This window comes from Sporosarcina sp. ZBG7A, assembly GCF_000813425.1.
Lineage (GTDB): Bacteria > Bacillota > Bacilli > Bacillales_A > Planococcaceae > Sporosarcina.
In genome coordinates, this window is record NZ_JWIB01000010.1 from 103,950 (window position 1) to 123,534 (window position 19,585).

21 protein-coding genes are annotated in these 19,585 nt (G+C 41.9%); 3 read left to right on the forward strand and 18 right to left on the reverse strand.

What is annotated here, in order from left to right; all coding sequences use genetic code 11:
- Positions 1-67: 67 nt before the first annotated feature.
- From hpf to flaG, 7 genes are all read right to left on the reverse strand, one after another.
- Complete coding sequence (hpf, locus tag RL70_RS03990) at positions 68-640, reverse strand: ribosome hibernation-promoting factor, HPF/YfiA family (protein ID WP_039042114.1); 573 nt, start codon at positions 638-640, stop codon at positions 68-70.
- 123 nt (positions 641-763) lie between these two features.
- Positions 764-1,126, reverse strand: a complete 363-nt coding sequence (locus tag RL70_RS03995) for a PilZ domain-containing protein (protein ID WP_039042115.1) — start codon at positions 1,124-1,126, stop codon at positions 764-766.
- A 228-nt stretch (positions 1,127-1,354) separates the two neighbouring features.
- On the reverse strand, positions 1,355-2,827 hold the full coding sequence (locus RL70_RS04000; RefSeq protein WP_039042116.1) for a methyl-accepting chemotaxis protein: 1,473 nt from the start codon (positions 2,825-2,827) through the stop codon (positions 1,355-1,357).
- 128 nt (positions 2,828-2,955) lie between these two features.
- A complete protein-coding gene (locus RL70_RS04005) occupies positions 2,956-3,309 on the reverse strand; it encodes a hypothetical protein (RefSeq protein WP_052245753.1) in 354 nt (117 codons plus the stop codon).
- Entirely contained in the window at positions 3,306-3,707 is a 402-nt protein-coding gene (gene fliS / locus RL70_RS04010; protein WP_039042117.1) for a flagellar export chaperone FliS, read from the reverse strand. The genes RL70_RS04005 and fliS overlap by 4 nt, the downstream gene beginning before the upstream one ends.
- A gap of 35 nt (positions 3,708-3,742) precedes the next feature.
- Positions 3,743-5,194, reverse strand: a complete 1,452-nt coding sequence (locus RL70_RS04015; RefSeq protein ID WP_039042118.1) for a flagellar hook-associated protein 2 — start codon at positions 5,192-5,194, stop codon at positions 3,743-3,745.
- Between the two features lie 13 nt (positions 5,195-5,207).
- On the reverse strand, positions 5,208-5,570 hold the full coding sequence (gene flaG, locus RL70_RS04020; RefSeq protein WP_052245754.1) for a flagellar protein FlaG: 363 nt from the start codon (positions 5,568-5,570) through the stop codon (positions 5,208-5,210).
- A gap of 225 nt (positions 5,571-5,795) precedes the next feature.
- Here flaG and RL70_RS04025 point away from each other — a divergent pair, with 225 nt between their 5' ends.
- From RL70_RS04025 to RL70_RS04035, 3 genes are all read left to right on the forward strand, one after another.
- Positions 5,796-7,775: a methyl-accepting chemotaxis protein gene (locus tag RL70_RS04025; protein ID WP_039042119.1), complete on the forward strand. Its 1,980-nt coding sequence runs from the start codon at positions 5,796-5,798 to the stop codon at positions 7,773-7,775.
- A 225-nt stretch (positions 7,776-8,000) separates the two neighbouring features.
- Complete coding sequence (locus RL70_RS04030; RefSeq protein ID WP_039042120.1) at positions 8,001-9,983, forward strand: methyl-accepting chemotaxis protein; 1,983 nt, start codon at positions 8,001-8,003, stop codon at positions 9,981-9,983.
- 338 nt (positions 9,984-10,321) lie between these two features.
- Complete coding sequence (locus RL70_RS04035) at positions 10,322-11,776, forward strand: glycosyltransferase family 2 protein (RefSeq protein ID WP_082003298.1); 1,455 nt, start codon at positions 10,322-10,324, stop codon at positions 11,774-11,776.
- A gap of 171 nt (positions 11,777-11,947) precedes the next feature.
- On the opposite strand, the gene RL70_RS04040 is transcribed toward RL70_RS04035, so the two are convergent.
- The 11 genes from RL70_RS04040 to flgL form a co-directional block, all read right to left on the reverse strand.
- Positions 11,948-12,655, reverse strand: coding sequence for a gamma-glutamyl-gamma-aminobutyrate hydrolase family protein (locus RL70_RS04040; protein ID WP_039042122.1), 708 nt, complete (start codon positions 12,653-12,655; stop codon positions 11,948-11,950).
- 368 nt (positions 12,656-13,023) lie between these two features.
- The gene (locus RL70_RS04045) at positions 13,024-13,290 is read right to left on the reverse strand and encodes a hypothetical protein (RefSeq protein ID WP_052245755.1); all 267 of its coding nucleotides are present in this window, start codon (positions 13,288-13,290) and stop codon (positions 13,024-13,026) included.
- Positions 13,291-13,552: 262 nt separating this feature from the next.
- On the reverse strand, positions 13,553-13,792 hold the full coding sequence (locus RL70_RS04050) for a site-specific integrase (protein WP_039042123.1): 240 nt from the start codon (positions 13,790-13,792) through the stop codon (positions 13,553-13,555).
- 61 nt (positions 13,793-13,853) lie between these two features.
- Positions 13,854-14,066 carry a hypothetical protein gene (locus tag RL70_RS04055; RefSeq protein WP_039042124.1) on the reverse strand — a complete coding sequence of 71 codons (213 nt, stop codon included), beginning with the start codon at positions 14,064-14,066 and terminating at the stop codon, positions 13,854-13,856.
- Positions 14,067-14,377: 311 nt separating this feature from the next.
- On the reverse strand, positions 14,378-14,680 hold the full coding sequence (locus tag RL70_RS04060) for a hypothetical protein (protein WP_039042125.1): 303 nt from the start codon (positions 14,678-14,680) through the stop codon (positions 14,378-14,380).
- A 96-nt stretch (positions 14,681-14,776) separates the two neighbouring features.
- A complete protein-coding gene (locus RL70_RS04065; RefSeq protein WP_039042126.1) occupies positions 14,777-15,160 on the reverse strand; it encodes a hypothetical protein in 384 nt (127 codons plus the stop codon).
- Positions 15,161-15,337: 177 nt separating this feature from the next.
- Positions 15,338-16,900: a flagellin gene (locus RL70_RS04070; protein WP_039042127.1), complete on the reverse strand. Its 1,563-nt coding sequence runs from the start codon at positions 16,898-16,900 to the stop codon at positions 15,338-15,340.
- A 264-nt stretch (positions 16,901-17,164) separates the two neighbouring features.
- Positions 17,165-17,386: a carbon storage regulator CsrA gene (csrA, locus tag RL70_RS04075; protein ID WP_039042128.1), complete on the reverse strand. Its 222-nt coding sequence runs from the start codon at positions 17,384-17,386 to the stop codon at positions 17,165-17,167.
- A gap of 1 nt (position 17,387) precedes the next feature.
- Positions 17,388-17,831 (reverse strand): flagellar assembly protein FliW, encoded by a 444-nt coding sequence (gene fliW, locus RL70_RS04080; protein WP_039042129.1) that lies wholly within the window; start codon positions 17,829-17,831, stop codon positions 17,388-17,390.
- 26 nt (positions 17,832-17,857) lie between these two features.
- Entirely contained in the window at positions 17,858-18,412 is a 555-nt protein-coding gene (locus RL70_RS04085) for a DUF6470 family protein (protein WP_039042130.1), read from the reverse strand.
- Positions 18,413-18,680: 268 nt separating this feature from the next.
- Complete coding sequence (flgL, locus tag RL70_RS04090; RefSeq protein ID WP_039042131.1) at positions 18,681-19,571, reverse strand: flagellar hook-associated protein FlgL; 891 nt, start codon at positions 19,569-19,571, stop codon at positions 18,681-18,683.
- Positions 19,572-19,585 lie beyond the last annotated feature (14 nt).

The window sequence follows — 19,585 nt, forward strand, 5'->3', positions numbered from 1 at the left end:
GGAGCATTTAAAGGCAAACACAAAATTGCCCACAAAAAAACCGCCCAAAATTACGGGCGGTTTCCAATTACAGATTAGCTCCAGTTTCAATCAAGCCGTACTTGCCGTCACGGCGTTTGTAGACGATGTTTGTAGAATCAGACTCACCATCAGTGAAGATGAAGAAATCGTGTCCGAGCATGTTCATTTGAAGGATGGCTTCTTCTTGGTCCATCGGCTTCAAATCGAGTTGCTTAGTACGAACTACGTTGAACTCGTTTTCGTCGTCAGCATAATCTTGCTCTTTCGATTCGTTTTCCATTGTTGCCTGCAAGAATGCGCCAACGCCTTCGCGCTCACGGAACTTGCGATTCACACGTGTTTTATATTTACGGATTTGACGCTCAAGCTTATCGACGATTAAATCGATCGCTGCGTATAAATCGTTATGACGTTCTTCTGCTCGGAGTGTCAAATTTTTCATTGGAATTGTAATTTCAACTTTAGTTTGCTTATCGCTGTATACTTTCAAGTTCACGTGAGATGTTGCTTTCACACCCTCAGTGAAGTACCTTTCAAGTTTACTGACTTTCTTTTCAACGTACTCTCGAATTGCTGGAGTAACCTCGACGTTTTCGCCACGAATGTTGAAGTCTAACATATAAACTCCTCCTTTAATTTGACACTATCTCTATCTTCTCCATTGACCGAACAAAACCCTTCTTTTCTTTGTGAAATTTAAAAAGAATTTTGTCGGAAATTGCCGAAGTGCTTTTCTAGCTGATTAACGCTCAGCTTGCCTGCGAAGCTTTAGATCATTGACGATTGTTTGAGCAACTGACTCGTTCTCGTCAAAGTCTATGCCGTACATCCAACCGTTTCCAACCGCTTCCTTCCAGACAATGACTCCGTCTGTTTCAATTGGTTGTTGATAAAGATTGAAGCGCAATCGAATAGCTACTTCTTCTCTCTTTACTGGAATATTATAAGACGTCTCCATACGGGTTCCGCCCGGACTAATATCCAGCAACTTAGAGTCACCCGTTCCGGTTCCAGGACGATCACTGTTTTTGAGATAAATACTGAATTCTGCTGGGATAGGTTCATTAAAGTGAAATCTGAAAGCTTCATCACGTTTGTAGTGCATATCTTCACACTCCATCCACTTCTCTAGTCCCTTCAGTATATCAAATAGCTACCAGTTCCGCGTCCTTCATTTCACCGTATACCTGAATAGGTGCTCCGTCCTCTACTATTACCAAACAGACGCGATACGAAACCTCTTTCTCTAAATGTTGGCGTCGTTAACAATATGATTCGGAACTTGGTCTCATGTATAAAAACACCCACCCAGCAACAGCTGAGCGAGCCATTGTTAACCGCGTAGGCTAACTGCTTCATTATACGTTTCTTGTAAATATGAGTCGATTTCACTTTGCTCGTCAACAAGATGTGTAAGTGTCGCATCCAGCTCTTCAATGGCAGCAGTGCTTCCTTCAATAACCGAAGCGAATTCCATCGTCCGCCCTCGAACATTGTCAGTGTTCACTGTGATTTCTTTGAATGCCTCGATGAACGATTGCATTTCTTTCTGCAAGTCGCTCATTCCTTCATGCAATGCAGTAAATGTTGTGTTCGACGTATCCGCTACTTCCGTTTGCTCAGAAATCTGCTCTTTCCCAGCAACTAGCTTGGACACTGCCAATTCATTGAACGTATTTACTTCAGAGAGGTTCGTATCGATTTTAGATAACGTTTGATCCGTCATTCCTGCAAGCTTACGAATTTCATCCGCAACTACAGCAAAGCCTTTCCCATGCTCCCCCGCTCTCGCTGCTTCAATAGAAGCATTCAACGCAAGCAAATTCGTCTGATCCGTAATCTCTTTAATGGAACCTGCAAACGCATTTGTTTCCGCAATCTTTTCGGATAACACCAAAAACGTACTATTCAACTCATCAAAGAAATCCGCAAATGCATCAATCCCACTCTTCAATCCGGCAATCTCGGTACTTCCTTCTCCTGCTCGTTCTCCCGCGTCATTTGCTTTTTGGACAAGCAACGAAAGACCTTTAGAAATGTCCTCAACCGCTTCACACGTCTGTTCAGAGCGTTCAGCAATATCTGAAATGTGGTCTGCCTGATGTTGACTAGCTCCACTTACTTCATGAATGGCTGTCAGCATTTCACGTTGAGAGCCTAACGATGTCGCGGAAGAATCACGAAGTTTACTTAAGTTACTCGTGATTTTCTCAACTGATAAATCCAGACGTTCAGCAAGTTCCGCTTCTTCTCTTCTCAACGCTTCCGTTTGCTCAGTAAAGCGTTCAATCTCCGAGAAGTTCTTCGCATTTTGACGGACGACAAGCATTAAAATCAGTCCACTCAAAAAGTGCAGTAAGATTAAATTCGCACCACTTCCTTCAACTAATTCGGGGTTCACAAACACCATATTATTCAGGAAAAGTGCTCCTAAACTTAATACATAAGCGACTGACATAATAAGTAAGCGTCCATGAATTGCACCAAATACTAATAAGAAAAAGATAATACCGATAGAACCCAAATTAGCCTCTGACAATAAAATAACTCCTAGTGATACAGCAAATGTGGATGCTAATAATATGTACGGCAAACTTAGTGTCAGCCATTTAGTTTTCGTAAATCGAAATGCAACATAAAACGCAGATCCAATTAGTAACGGGATGGCTACGGAAAGAATTGTTTGTATATTAGATTGTAAAATAAGCTGTGCGATGAGCCCCAGTCCCCCACCAATCGCAAAACCGATAAACAGAATGTGATTTTTCCTAAGCCAGTCAGCATGTTTCAACTGCTCAATCGTCATAGCATCACTCCTTATTTTGATAGTTCTTCCAATTTATTAATACTATTATACCTTACGCAAGAACTACTAGTAATAGATCCAAAGACATATGAAAGCCGACGAAATATTAATTCGTCGGCTTTGTGTTCTTATTGTTTCGTATCGTAAAACGTACCATCACGGGCAACTTTGCTGTAGGGATTCACATAACTCCGCACACCATCTTTTTTCGTTTGAGACGCGGAGAGATCTTTTCGAATGGCAGTTAGATAACTTTCCAACTTCACAGCGACTTTCGGCTCCTGAGCAACCAACTCTTTCCCAAATGCTTCTTCTTCAACAGAAAAGGGTGGCTGGATTCGAGGTTGCAATTGCGCCCGTTCATCTAAAATCTTTTCGACGGAAGCAATCATCGCGTCGCGTTGGTCGTCATCATTTACGATGGGAAGTGCAAGCAACCGATCCGTTGCCTCTTTCCATTGAATGAGCTCCGTTCGAATCATATCTCACTCACGTTCCCGTATTGCTTTTGGCGGTTCAATTGGATGACTTGCTTCCATGTATCACGGAACTCCTTGATAATATCAGATGCTTCATCAAAAAGTTTCGTGTCATTTTTAATATTGCCCTCGATTAGACGGCTGTTTGCGAATTCATACAAGACGAGCATGTCTTTCGCTACCGGGAATGAAGCATCTAGCGTGATCATTAGTTCGGAAATAATCGCTTGTGCTTTTTGGATGGCTGTATTTTTCTCCGCTATATCCCCTGCATCTGTCGCTTTTTTCGCTTGCTGAATGAATTTCAGGCAACCGTTATAGAGCATTAGTGTCAATTCACCAGGCGTGGACGTTGTAACTGTATTGTTTTGGTACGTTGCGTACGGATTATGCATGACCATTTAAAAGACTCTCCTTTTTGTAATACGTGTTTCAATTAAGCACCGCCGCCAAATGCATTCATCAAGCTAGCTGATTGACTGTTAGCACGTTGAATGGCTGTCTCCATTGCACTGAATTGTTTCCAGTAACGGCTTTCCACGACTTTCATCCGCTCTTCAAACCGTTCGATTTGTTTGTTCATACTTTCTAGGGTGCGGCCAAGAGTGAACGCATTATTGTTGTCGCCTAATTTACCTGCACTTTTTTGAATGGACGATTGTGTAGCGTCTACCGCTGTCCGCAATATACGAGCTATCCCTTGGTTCTCTTTGCTATCATTTACTTCGTTTGAGAATAGTTTTTGGACATCTGCTGGGTTTTTGGAAATCGCTTCTTTCAGTTTTGTTTCATCGATCACCAGTTTTCCGTTTTCTAGATAGTTTTTGGATGTTGTGATACCTATGGAACTCAAACTAATTTTTTCTCCGTTCCCCAAATCAACAGAACCAGACAACGCAGTTCTCATTTTTGTTAGAAGATTAGATAACTCAGGGTCATTACGTAACGTACCGCTCATTGCTTTTTCTTCCCATTGTTCAATTTCTTTTTCTTTCATATCGGCCTTTTGTTCAGTAGACAGAGGTTGGAAGTCGCGATATTTGGGTTCACGGATTTTTTTATTCAAGTCTTCAATCAACTTATTATAATCTTCGACAAATTTTTTGACTGTGTCGAACACTTTGTCAGTGTCAGTTGTTGCGCTGAATGTTATGGGTTTTGTACTAACAGCTTTGAGGCTGATTTCCATACCATCTAATGCAAATGTGTTAGACGAGCGAGTTATGGCCATTCCGTTATATTGAAATTCAGCATCTACACCCGCCTTAGCCACGCCTTGCGTCTTACTTGATATACCTAAATAGCCGGCTATGCCTGTCCCTTTGCTACCTTCAGAGATGACGATTTCACCCTTACCACTTTGCTTTGCAGTGAAACCAAAATTACCTGTCTTCTCATCATAGAATGCACGAACACTAGATTTTTCATTAATCTTCTTTACAATGTCGTCCATGCTATCGCCTTTAGCAAATTCTATCTCTACAGGTGCTGTGTCGCCAGGACCTTGAATTTTAATTGACGAATCTCCTTTTAAAGTTTTACCGATATTAATCTTATCTCCACCAGTATATGTAGCATTCGTCGCCAGTTGCGTAACATTTATTGTCCCAGAAAAATCCTCAGAATTCCCTTTGGACTTAATCGAAATTTCATCGGGTGCAGAGACAGTTACATTCTTCGCATTAAAATTCTTCTCTAAAATCACATTATCAAACAACTTGTCACTAAACGATTTCAAATCACGATTCGCACTACGATAATCATTCAACTGCCATTCGAAATACTGCTTTTTCTGCGTTATTTTATCTAGCGGGATTCGCTGAGCCTGCATTAATTCTTTAACCATCGACTCAGTGTCGATTCCACTGGCTAATCCACTAATTCTCATGTGCCATTCCTCCTTAAATTTTACGATCGATGAGCAGTCCTAGGAATTTCTTCATTTCCGCGTGCATGTCCATCAGTTTTTTGGATGGGATTTCCCGGATTACTTCGTCGGTTTTGGAATCTACAATCGTCACATAGTATTCGTGCAATTCGTCGTGCATCTTAAACCTCAACTGCGTGTCTACGCTTTCTAGGAACTTATTCAATCCCGCCGTTAATTCTTTGGCTTTCTTGATGGGTAAATCCTGTTCTCTAGACGCTTGCTGTTGTACTTGGTCGTTAATGGCTTCAACTTTTGTCACAATTCCGGATGACGTTCCATCCGTTGGCCCTGCCGCATGTTGGCGGTCTGGACTTCCCCCTATTTGACTGACCATTTCTCCGTCCCCCTCAAAAGTCACACTATACTAATTGTTATATCGGCAAAGATCGAGAGAAGTTTACAGGAATTTTGCAATGCAGAATGGACTTCTTAATTGGATAAGAAACAATCATCGTCTTTTTTTCGATTATTATTTCAAGATAATTAAATTATCTCTAAACTATTAGTTCAATCTACCGAAATAGCTTTTGTGTACATAATAGAAGAAAGAAGGAAAATCATGACAAAGTCTCTTAAAACCAAAATCATTTCAGTAACACTTGCACTATTTTTAGTGGGTGTTCTACTGATGGCTTACATGCTGAACGGTATGATCAAAATTCGCTCCGTTGAAAGGGTCATCAGTTCCAGTGAAGGGACTACTGATCAAATGTCCGATTCTGTAGAAAATTTCTTATCACAATACAGTAAAGGGTTGACTTTCCTTGCAGATTCAAAGGAGATAGCGGACTTCACAACTACTAAAGAAAGTGCACCTGCTGAAACTCTGCTGCAGGAACAACTAGAAATTTTTCTTAATGCTTACGATGATGCCGTTGCAGTCTACTTTTCGGCTCCATCAAAACATACTGTACAATTTCCAAAAGGGGATACTGCTTCTTTCGATCCGACAGAACGTCCTTGGTATCAGTTAGCCGCTGCATCCCCTGGTAAAATCCAATGGACTCCTCCTTATGCAGATGAAGCAACCGGCAATCTGATGACGACCGCTTCACTCGCAGTTGAAACGAACGGAACGCTAGCAGGAGTCACGGCAGTCGATCTTGAACTCACTGCAATTTCTCAGATGCTGAATGAAACAGACATTCCTTATGACGGACAACCGATTCTCTTTGATAAAGAAGGGACTGCCCTTTCTCATCATAAGAAAATCGGTGAGAACCTTATGGATCTGTCCTATGTGAAAGATATGTATGATTATGAACAAGGCGATCTTGCTTATAAGGAAAACGGGAAAGAAATGGTTAGTATTTTCAACACACTTCCCGAATTTGGTTGGAAAGTCGGGACAGTGTATGAAAAAGACAACTTGATGGGGATGGCGAAACAACTTAGAACCTCCATTCTAATCATCTCAGCAATCGTTTTAATATTCGTAGCTGTCGTGTTGTATTTCCTAATTGGGAGAATGCTAAAACCAATCGCCCGTCTTCGAGCATTCATGGATGAAGTAGCGGAGGGTGATCTCACCGTTCAATCTGACATTCAGACAAAAGACGAAATTGGCCAGCTAAGCACGAACTTCAATCAGATGATCACTAATATGCATGGCATCATTTCCGTTGTGAACCAATCTGCGGAACATGTACGGTCTAACTCTGAGAGCTTGAGCGCAGTCGCTGAAGAAACGAATGCATCCAGCTCGGAAGTTGCGCACGCTGTGAACGAAATTGCACTAGGTGCGTCAAAATCTGCAGAAGATGCTGAAACGGTGACAGAACGTTCAGACGAACTAGGCCGTCAAATTAACGGCATTACAGAACGTGCCGAATCTATGACAGAAATCGCTGAACGCACAGGAACTATGAACACAAATGGACAAACTCAGATGGCTCAATTGCAAGAGACATTCCAGACATCAGGTATGAATTTGAAATCGATGAATGAAGCGATTTTCACACTTAGTGAGAAAGTAAAGGAAATTGGCGGCGTAATGGATACAATTACAGATATTTCATCACAAACGAATTTGTTGGCACTGAACGCAAGCATTGAAGCAGCACGTGCAGGCGAGCATGGTAAAGGATTCGCAGTGGTTGCAGAAGAAGTACGCAAACTTGCAGAGCAGTCTGCACAAGCGACCAAAGATGTTCAAACGACTGTTCAGCAATTGCAGAATGAGTCGCGCCTCGTTACAGAACAAATGGAAGAGACAATTACAACGTTTTATAACCAAGGGATGGTTGTCAAAGATACCGAAACGACATTTGGTCAATTATCTACTCTGATGGAGGATATGCAAGCATCCATCAATTCGATTTCATCTGAAATTCAGACGGTTTCTGAGCACAAAGACGATGTGGCTTCAACAATCCAAACTATGGCGGCGACGTCACAAGAAACCGCTGCAGCATGTGAAGAAGTGAGTGCATCGACGGAAGAACAGCTACGCGCCATTCAATCGGTGACGGATGCAGCAGAGACATTGACGAATTTAAGTGAAGAATTGAGTCAAGCCATTGCTCGGTTTAACGTGTAATAGATGTATGACAAGGGGCTGCCATAACATTAGGCAGTCTCTTTTTTCTTGATAATGAGGGATTTTTCTCTTTTAAACCATTTAGCAATCATCATCGTTTCATTGATTTAATCCTCCCCCCCTAGAGCCGAAGAAATATTTAAAAAATTCCCACTCAACTTCCCGCGAAAAATGTCGAAGTAACTAGTATATATACATATAATACAATGGGAGAGGGTAATGAGTATGACAAAGTCACTGAAAGCCAAAATTATTCTGGCAACAATCGTACTCTTTTTAGCAGGCACGGCCCTAATGGCATACATGCTGAATGATCAAGTAAAAAAACGTTCTTTAGAGCGAGTAATTGATTCGAGCGAAGGTTTGGCTGATCAGATGGGATATTCTGTAGAGACGTTTCTCGACCAGTACGGGAAAGGGATTAACCTCGTCACGATTTCAGATAAACTCGTGAACTTTACCGGTCCTGAAAGTGGAGAAGTCACTGAAAAAGAACTTTTAAAAGAGTTGGAGGAATTTCTTGAGATTTATCCGGATGCTTCTTCTTCTTATTATGCCCTCCCCTCGAAATATACAGGAATCTTTCCGGTGGTGGACTTAACAGGTTTCGATCCGACAGAGCGAGAATGGTACCAAAAGGCAGCATCGAATCCAGATGAAGTCCAATGGTCCAAACCATATGTGGATGAAGCGACAGGAAAATTCGTTATTACGGCTTCAAAAGCCATTGAGAAAAATGGAGCACTTGCTGGTGTGGCAGGCGTAGACATCCAACTTTCTTCGATGACGGCGGCATTGAATGCCACTAAAATCGCTTATGATGGATTTCCAGTATTGTATGATAGCGAAGGAACTGCCATCTCCCATCCTGAAAAGAGTGGGAAGAACTTGATGGACGTACATTATGTGAAAGATTTGTTTGCAAAAGAACAAGGAAGCTTGCATTATAAAGACGAAAAAGGGATTGAACGTGTAAACATCTTTAAGACGCTTCCCGATTATGGATGGAAGATTGGAACAGTTTATGAAGAAAAGAACTTAATGGGCATGGCTAAACAACTGCGAGAATCCATTCTCATCATTTCACTCATCACTCTAGCCATTGTAGGTACTGGCTTGTACTTCATCATAGGAAAATTGTTGAAACCTATTGGGCGACTACGCAATTCGATGGATGCAGTAGCTGAAGGTGATTTGACTGCCCAGTCTGACATTCAATCATCAGACGAAATCGGACAGCTGAGCGATAACTTCAACCAGATGCTTACAAACATGCACAGCATCATTTCAGTCGTCAATCAATCTGCTGAAAACGTTCGGACAAACTCTGAAAGTTTAAGTGCAGTCGCAGAAGAAACGAGTGCGTCAAGTGCAGAAGTCGCGCATGCGGTGAATGAAATTGCGGAAGGCGCATCTAAATCGGCACAAGACGCTGAAACGGTCACAGAACGGTCAGAAGAACTCGGTCGCCAGATAAACGATATTTCAGAACGTGCTATGTCTATGACTGAGATTGCGGAGCGAACTGGCAACATGAATGCCAACGGACAAGTACAAATGGCACAGTTGCAAGACACATTTAAAACGTCCGGTACGAACCTGCAATCGATGAATACAGCAATTGCGACACTTGGTGAGAAAGTAAAAGCGATTGGCGGCGTTATGGATACAATTACGGATATTTCATCCCAAACGAATTTACTCGCATTGAACGCTAGCATTGAAGCCGCACGTGCAGGTGAACACGGTAAAGGATTTGCAGTGGTAGCGGAGGAAGTACGGAAACTCGCAGAACAATCCGCGCGTGCCACTGAAGAAGTTCAAACGACTGTCCAACAGCTACAACAAGAATCACACCTAGTGACTGAACAAATGGAAGAAACGATCACAACGTTCCGTGACCAAGGGGTCGTCGTCCAAGAAACCGAATCGACGTTTGGTCAACTGTCTTCGTTGATGGCAGACATGCAAGCTTCCATCGATGCGATTTCGATCGAGATCCAAACCGTTTCACAGCATAAAGATAATGTAGCGATGACGATTCAAACGATGGCAGCAACTTCGCAAGAGACGGCAGCTGCTTGTGAAGAAGTGAGTGCTTCAACGGAAGAACAACTTCGCGCCATTCAGTCGGTGACGGATGCAGCGGAGACATTGACAAACTTGAGTGAAGAGTTGAGTCAAGCGATTGATCGGTTTAAAGTGTAATAGATAAGACTCTCGGGACTGCCAGTGAATTGGCAGTCCTTTTTTCATTGCAGAATCTTCCTCATCCCTTTTGGTTACCTATATCATGAATCCTCACCACGTTATATACATTCAGATCGAAATTAGATATATATCCCTAGAATTCGTTCTATTTTCAGCAGCAACTCAATAACTTATAGATAGATTAAATCTAACCATAAAGGACTTCGGAAAAAGTTAGGAAAAAGGGTATAGGTGGAAATTGAGAGGTGGAGTTTTCGCTATGGAAGAACTGTTAATGAACAGTCAAGAAATTTTTTTCTTCATTAGCAAGAATGCCGAAAGTCAGAAATACCTACATGAAACCTCGTATTGCTGTATTCATCCCTGCGCATAATGAAGAAGGTTCGATACGGGATTGTCTGGCAGGGCTCGGTGATCAGTCTTTACCAAAAAGCGTGGAGATGGATGTATTTGTTGTCGCTGACAATTGTTCGGATCGAACAGAGGAAGTCGCTTTAGATGCAGGTGTTGAATTCAAGTTAAGATTAACCGTACTTACCACTAAAAATAATAAGCAGCGTAAAGTTGGAGCACTAAATACTGCGTGGAAAAGTATTTATGGGGATCCATTGGATTTGTATAATAAAAAGCAAACAATCTATGAAACATATTATAAAGATTCAATCAAAGCGATCCTCGTAATGGATGCAGACAGTCGGCTTGCTCCTGGTGCGTTATCACATCTGTGGGATGGGTTAATGAGCTCGAGAAATATTGGTGGCGTCATGGCAAAATATACGATGCGGATGCCTAAAAAGAAGAGCTCGATTTCAAAATCGGATCCGCATTACGAAGAAAGAATTGCAACTGGTGAATATGGAGGCTTTCTATCCCGTTGGTGGACACATCAGCAAAAACAAGATATGGCGAGCTGGCTGCTGGATTTGCAATATAGTGGTGGCAGTACATACGTCCTTGGCGGGCAAGCAACACTTTTTCGTCCCGAAGCGCTTCAAGACGTCATCGATGAAAATAAATTAGACGGACCGTGGCAAGATGAAAGTGATGTAGAAGACATGCTACTGACGTGGCAAATCCAGAAAAAATGGAAAACACTCATCAGCCCTAAAGCCCGCTGTTACGTAGATGCGATGAAATCCTATCATACATTCCGGCAGCAACGGAACAAGTGGCAATCTGGGACGGTCGAGTTACTGACAAACAGCAATATCGGTGTGCGCTCCAAGCACCGAGGTAAGATTTGGCTAGCTCAAGCAAAAACACTAATGAACCTGGTCATCCGGGTCCTATTAGTCGTATTGCTCGTTCTTAGCATCGCCACCGATCAGTTCAACTGGTCCTGGATTTGGCTCACTCCTGTCGTTCTTGCCTCCATCTTAAATACAATTCTCGCCTTGAAGACGCCCATGCATCGACCTATCGACGTCATCTTGGCCGCCTTACTCATCAGTCCTGAACTCTATTTATGGGTGAACCTCATCACATTCACAAACGTATGGCCAGGTAAACTATCCGCGAACAAAAAAGACGGCTGGGCCGTCCAATACAGCGCCGAGCGGGGGCAAACAAAGAGTAAGCTCGTAGAAGGAATGGTTGCAGTCATCTTGCTCGCAGCAGTGGTCATCTATCTATGTATCGATCAAAGGGAATTTCTAACTAGCGAGACCGTTCGAATTGCTCTAAGTCCTTACTTACAATCTGGATGGATAGTGCTTACCTATCTTACAATTATTTCAACTTTCGCAATGGTGCATCAGATTTGGAAGTTGAGGGGACGTTATCATGCTTAGGTGGATAGTTTGAAGGCATTGGTTCCAGTGAATCCAAAAAGACGCGATCCGGAAATCCGGATCGCGTCTTTTGACGGGAATCACCGTAATATATTTAACCTCTCTTGCGTGTGAAATTGGTGGATTAAGGATTATCCCCAACATGATGACTAGAATATTCCTCTTAAAAATTTATAATTGTTGGTTACTAGCTTCCACGAAACCTTCAAATATTCGTAATGAAGTTTTGTCTCCACGATTCGAAAGCGCTTCAGGATGCCATTGCACACTCATCACAAATTTGTGTTCAGTGCTTTCAAGGGCTTCGATGATTCCATCTTTTGCTATTCCAGTCACAACTAATGGTTTTGGTATAGCGTTAACAGCTTGGTGATGTAGCGAGTTCACTAGGATTTCTTTGCCACCCGCATAAGTCGATAGTCGACTGCCTTCATCCACGACTACAGTATGTGTCGGATAGTTACGATCCGCCTGTTGCTTATGTTGGTTTAGCGGACCTTCCAAGTCTGAATAGATGTGCTGATAGATTGTACCACCGAGCGCAACGTTCAGTACTTGATGTCCACGGCATATACCAAGTACAGGAATATTCTTTCCAATCGCACACTTTGCAATTGCAATTTCCATAGTATCCCGTTCAGGTGCTATTTTCCCTAGCTCACGTTTCGGTTCTTCACCAAACACTATAGGATTCACATCTTCCCCACCTGTTAAAAGTAATCCATCGATCCTGTTACAGATTTCTTCTATGTCTTCTAATCCTGCTGGTAATACAACTGGTAACCCTCCAGCCCGCAAAATCGCCCGACTGTAGTCCGCTTTTAAGAAAGTTTCTCCTTTTTCGTCTATGTCTGAAGTAATTCCTATGATTGGTTTCATGGTAAAATCGTCTCCTTCGGAATGTGAATAGCCACCGTAATCTACATTGGCTGATTTCTATCGCATACTACTATTCCCGGTGAAGTGATTTTTAACCTTGTTGGTAATTTCAGAGCTTTAAAATACACACCGTTATTTAAAATAATTTATTAAAGGCACTAGAGATTAATCATTTCAATATCCACAACGACATCAAGAAGCAAATTAGCGCATACAAAAATAATCTTACAAAAGCAAAAAATCTCTGGGTTAGCGAGAATCCCAGAGTCAAATGCATTCTTCATATTCATGCAACGTTTAAAATCAATTTTTTCTTCTGTGATCAAACTCCACATCGAAATGTTAAAGCTCGGAATCAGTAGCACTCATTACCGAAGTGGAAGATCATTCCTAAATTGTCCCGATAGTTGAACGACCTTTACTTCCAATATATTTATGGCATCTTGAAGCTCCTCAATTTGCCGATTAAAATCAGTGATCTCCTTCTGAGTCAACTGGTGCTCAGCAGCATACTCAGCTATCCTCTTCATCTTGCGTAATCTTATTTCAATTTCCTCCAATAACTTATCTTGTTGCTTACTCAACTCTAACTGTTGCTTAGCATTTTCTAATTCAGTCTGCTCGTTATTATGCATAGGTTTCTCCTTAGGTAAACACTCTTTATTTTTATTAAAGCATAAAGTATTTTACTCTTTTTAGCTTTATTTTCAAATTGAATTATGTATTAGAAATTGAATATCATTATAGCAACGCCACCTTAGAGAGGTAGCATGCACATTCAAATATATAATGATAAAGAAGTAGGTGGAACGTGGCAAGGGAAAATTGTTAATCATTCGATAAGTACATCATTTGACGGAATAGTGTCTGAATTGCACCGTGCACAGGCAGTCAAACTTAGTTGAAGACCTTCAGGCTGTTTATTTTCTTATTAATGGTTGAGACGGCAAACTGTTTGTCCAGCAGATGTTGCTTGTATCGAACGAAAGAGAAGCGAGAAAGCGGTTGTGTTTCATTTGCCGCCTTCTCGTTCAGGAACTTCTGGAACCCTTTCACATCACTTCCGTATGATTCAATCGTTTTTGGTGCTCGCCTTTCTTCCAAGAGCCATTGTTCAAAGTTTGTTAACAGATTCATTCTGTATTCCCCCTAAACACAAAAAGAGCCATTGATGCGTATGTTTCTGCACCAATGGCTCTTACCAGTTATGATAGTTCCCAGTGAACTTTTTAAATGTATCGTTTATGTCGGACCATTCGCTTCCCCATGCTTGTCGCACGTTCTGCGGGTCAAGGATTCGGTAATGTTCAGTAACTACATTTTGTTGAAGCTTCCAACCGCTTGTTGATTCAATCGTTTGCCAGAAGACTTGACCACCTAGCGTTTTAGTTGGCATATTCGGAAACAGCATTTTTCATCATTCTCCTATTCATCGATTATTTATTTTTCACTACTTCTTTTACAACTTCAACCGCAACAGCAACAACTACTGGAATAATCGCTTTCCACATTTTCTTTCACCTCCCTTAAAGCCAACTCACGACAGTTATATAATAATGTCAGGAGTTTTTTCATTCAGAAATCATTCAAGTTCTTTGTCAATCATGGATTCTGCAAAAATGGATACACCCCCAATAAGTTTTGCCGTAAGATTACGGAAAGAAATGTCGTGAATTCCGCTTGTAAGGTTCAATCAGCAATCAAAATAGCCCAAATGATTTTTTACTCGATATACATTTCATACGCTATTGGTTCCCCATTCTTTACCCACAATTCATACAGTTTCTTTCTTGTTCCTTCCTCTGTTGCAAATGCTGCTACCCACTCATTATCTTTGTCATCCGCATACATCACTGTTTCCAAGAGCAACGGATTGGGTAGCTTTACAAGGTGTCCCGCAGGAACTAACAAGTCATCCAAATCTTCATGATAGAAATCATAGGCTTCAAAGCTTACATCCTCTCTATTGACATCGATATTAAACATCTTTTTCATTGTTCCTACAAACCAATCCACATACATCATCTTTTCTCCTCCGATTAGTAACCTTGAATATTAACTTTTTTTCTTGATAGATTTTAATAATAAAAATGCCCCAATCCCATTTCTGAGATTGAGGCACTATTCTGCACGTTCTGCTAAAAAGCTTTCTGTTTCATAACCTAACGTTCCAACGATGGAGTACAACATGATTCCACTTTCATTGTCATTCAGGATGAAGGTTCGATACATCAAAACGCTTTCTTCAAATGTCACTAACTCCACGTACTCCACAGTGCAATCAACCAAGTTGCTAGATAACCCAATCAACTCGATATCATCCTCCGATGTTTCTAGGAGAACCATTCGGCAGTGCCTACTCATGTCAAAATCCTCCACACGTCCTTCTAACGAAAAGGCATTGTAAAATTGTAACCATTCTTGCACAATGTACCGTTTCACTTTATGAGGAATTCTCTTTTCACTTAGATGATTCAAATCACTGTATTCGTCAAGTACCTTCATTTTATTTCCTCCTTATCAATTGAAAAAGGACTTCCCTCCTAAGAGAGAAGCCCAGTGTTTGTGAACATCAGATGAATGCATGTTCTAGTAGATAATATATGCTTTCGTTCTAATTCATTACCTCTATATGTAAAAGAGACCCTAGCAAAACTAGGGTCTCTTTTACATAATCTAATATTAACGAAGAAGTTGTAGAACTCCTTGTGGTTGTTGGTTCGCTTGAGCCAACATTGCTTGTGCTGCTTGTGAAAGGATTGAGTTCTTTGTTTGTTCCATCATTTCTTTCGCCATATCTACGTCACGGATACGAGATTCCGCAGCAGTTAGGTTTTCAGAAGATGTGTTTAAGTTGTTGATTGTGTGCTCCAAACGGTTTTGGTTCGCACCAAGTTTAGAACGTTCAGCGGAAACTTTATCTATCGCTGTTTGAATTTGTGTAACAGCCGATGCTGCATTTTTTGCAGATGAAACATCTAATCCTTTTTCACTTCCAGTAGAGTCTGTACCATTGTTTACACCAGAGTCAGTAGTAAATCCTGTTCCTGTGCCAGTGAGTCCTAGAGCTGTTGCTCTCATATCATTAATATTAATTGACATAGATTGGTTTTCATTTGCTCCAATTTGTAACGAAGCAGATTGGTCGTTACCTGTTACTACTGGACCTGTTGCGGATTCTTGACCAACTTTTTGGTCTAACTGTATTTTACCGTTAACTACGGTAGCTGTATAATTAACACTTAGTCCTGCATCATCATTAATTGCTTTTGCTAGAGAAGCTGCATCTTTCCATCCTGCTGCTCCACCTGCTGCATCATAAGTAAGAGTTGTACCATCAATTGAGACATCTTGACTTCCGAAACCAAATTGGTAAGTACCAGCTTCTGCGGGTGAACCTGCTGAACCTGCCGAAGCATCAAGACCGCCAGTAATTGCAGCCGATGTAGTAGCAGTTGTTTCAGCCCCAGGAGTTCCAGTGACCGCTACAGTAATTCCAGTAAATGAACCAGCTTGAGCAGTGAATGCTGTTTCAATTGCTGTTTTGATATCTGCTGCTGATGAGAAAGTACCAGCTAAATCAGTATCATCAAAGTCACCATTGATAACAATTTTTTTGTTCGTTGTATCAATTGTAGCTCCTTCAGCAGTACCATCAGCTACAGTTCCAAATTCAATTGTATATCCATTTAAAGTTGCGTTAGCTCCAGTAAAATCAAATGTTAGTGCGCCAGCTGTAGCGGTTCCTGGGTCTTGAGCTGTAACTGGTCCACCTGCAGGAACTTCTGCTTTACCAGCAGTTATAGTGTTCGCTCCACTTAATCCTTTTGAACCATCTAGTAATTTCTGAGTATTGAATTCTGTAGTGTTACCAATACGGTTAATTTCAGAAGTTAATTGGTTAACTTCTTTTTGAATTTCTCCACGGTCCTTATCAGTATTTGTATCATTGCCAGCTTGAACTGCTAATTCACGCATACGTTGTAGAATATCATGTGTTTCGTTCAATGCACCTTCGGCAGTTGCAATTAACGAGATACCATCTTGAGCATTTTTTGAAGCCATGTCTAGTCCGCGAATCTGTCCACGCATCTTCTCAGAAATTGCAAGACCAGCTGCATCGTCCCCAGCTTTGTTAATACGCATGCCTGAAGCCAATTTCTCCATAGATTTTGATTGATTTGTTGTTGCACTGTTCAACTGACGATGCGTGTTAAGTGCCGCGATATTGTGATTAATAATCATTATAATTTCCTCCTTGAGTTGTGTTAGGTCCACGTCCTTGTGAACCTGATATATTTGTTGCTCGCTAGGGATCTAATGCCGGCCGAAACATCTATCCCTTGCTTACATAACTAATATCGGACCAGTTGCTTAAGTGTTTAGCAGTTTTGCTAAGTTTTTTTAAATATGAAGAAAACTATTTGACTCTTTAGCATTTTAAGAAGTTCAAGGATGGAAACCCCTTTAAGATTATCTACACAAAAAAAGAGAACCCTCACCAAGCTCTCAATCCCTCTTCATCAACTGCTCAAACACACTCAACTCCACAGTAATCGCCTCAGCATTCGTTTCCGAAATCGACTGCACCAGCTCGCCCCGTAATATATCAACGGACTTCGGCGCCTCTATCCCAATACGAACCGTATCCCCTTTAACCTCCAAGATTCTCAACTCAATATTGTCACCAATATTTATAGTCTCATTCGTTTTCCTAGAAAGCACGAGCATATCAACGCGCCCCCTTTTCTACGGGTTGACCAATTGACTGTCGTAACTGGTATTTTGCATTGTTTAAAATCATTTGCTTCGCTGTTTTGGAATTGATATTAAAAATCAACGGCGCTTGCAAATTAACAGTCGATGACTCAATCGGCTGTTTCATTGTCATAACGGCAAGCACCATGACATCTTCTTGTGACTTTATATCCAAGAGTTCAATTGTCGGTTCATCGATTTCAAAAGAATAATTACTTACTAATGTATAAGGGTTGGATACAATCAACGCAATTTCAGGTCTTCCCACGGACTGCATCACTTGTAAACTGTCATTCCCCTCAATCGGTAGCAAGACGAACTTCTTTTCGTCCTCCAGTCCAGGAAGCCCTTTTGGAAACGTCCACTGACTAATTGTTTCAATATCAACTTCCCCATGAAATTTCGTTTGGACACTCATATCAAACTCTCCTTTGCCATTCTCTTTCATCCTTTCCAGTCAATCTGGATGGATGGGTATTGCTCGATATGCCCGGTCACTTTCCCCGGCGTATATGTATGGATTGGTTTATTCACTTGAACGTTCAAAATTGGTTTTCGAGGCGTTGCATTGATAGTCGTGGTACCCGGCGTGATCGACAACTGGATCTTCGAGCGATCCGCAATGAAACGGATTCCTAGCGGTGCTGGTGGAGGAGTCCCATTCTGCTTCGCAAGATCCGCAATGACATTCCCGCCATTCTCAATACTCAACAATTGCTGCCCTTCTGAAGCTCTACGACCAATCCCATCCAATACAGCCTGACGCCCAAGCTGAGCATACTCCTCCGTCCGCCTGAACGAACTCTTCTGATCAATATCCTCCCGCACCGCAGTCGTATCAATCGACAACTTAGAAGGCGTAGTCGTAATATCTAAAACCGCAGCAGGCTGCTCCTGCTCCATCGTCGCCTGAGGCTGCTCAATTTCCTGAACCGACTTCTCAATAGTCAACCCTAATCTACCAGGCGTCGTTTGTACTTGTAATTGAGGTATCGCCATACATAGCACCTCCATCTGTCTCTATTAGGACTTCATCTCTATTTCTATCAATATCATGATTAATGAAAGCTCTATTTTACTGACAGTCTCGTTGATTGAAGTGGAAGATGGCGACTCCGGAGGGATCAGCACGATGGTTAGACCCTGGAAGGAGCGAAGCGAATGAAGCGGCTTACCATCCGTGCCCCTCGGAAAGCGTCCATCTGGAACGTAAATCAACACCGTCTAATGTACAAATGCCAGGCACAAAGCACCTGGCACAACGTAGTTATCTTAAGAAATCCACCAGCGATGGCTGAATAATCCTTGCCCCCACCGACAGTGCCGCACGATGCACCGACTCCTGGGATATCATCTCTGTGATAACCTTCTCATAATCGATATCCTCATTTAGAGATTGCTGCTTCTTCGCAATCCCTTCCTGAGCCTCCAAGCGATTGTCCATCAGCTCAACACGGTTCATCCGTGCACCTACACTCGCACGTTCAGTCAATAGAGCATCCATCTGGTTATCCACATCTGTAAGCCCTTTATTGAAATCCGCATCTGATCCAACAAAACTCTCAAACATATCATCGATATCCTTGAACATTTTCGCCGATGTCGAATTCACATTCAGCTTCACACCATCGAACACATCGATATTCACATCAGACTCGAATGCCGTCGGGCCAGAAGCGGGATTTTCAGCATCCGTACTCAGCTGAGGATACGCACCGTCTTTATACAACGGTGTCCCCGTCTTAGTGCCACTGAACAAATACTTATCTCCAACCTTCGTATTTGCAATATCTTGGATCTGTTCCCGTAGCTGGCTCAATTCTGCTTTGACTTTATCCCGGTCTTCCTCCGTCATCGTTCCGTTAGCTGCGCTACCCACAAGTTCTCTGGCACGCTTCAGCGCTTCTCCAACTTTATCAAGCGCGTCATCCGTACTGTCCAGCCAATTGTTCACTTCTCCGATGTTCCGCTGGTATTGTTCAACTTTGTCCGTTTGCATACGATAAGCCAGACCACGCATGGCAACTACCGGGTCATCTGAAGGGCGATTCACCTTTTTACCAGTCGTCAATTGGTCATTGAGTTTGCCCATTTTAGTGTAACTTGTCGTCAAGTTACGAAGCATATTAGTAGAAAGCATTGATTGTGTTACACGCATTGCAGTTCCTCCTC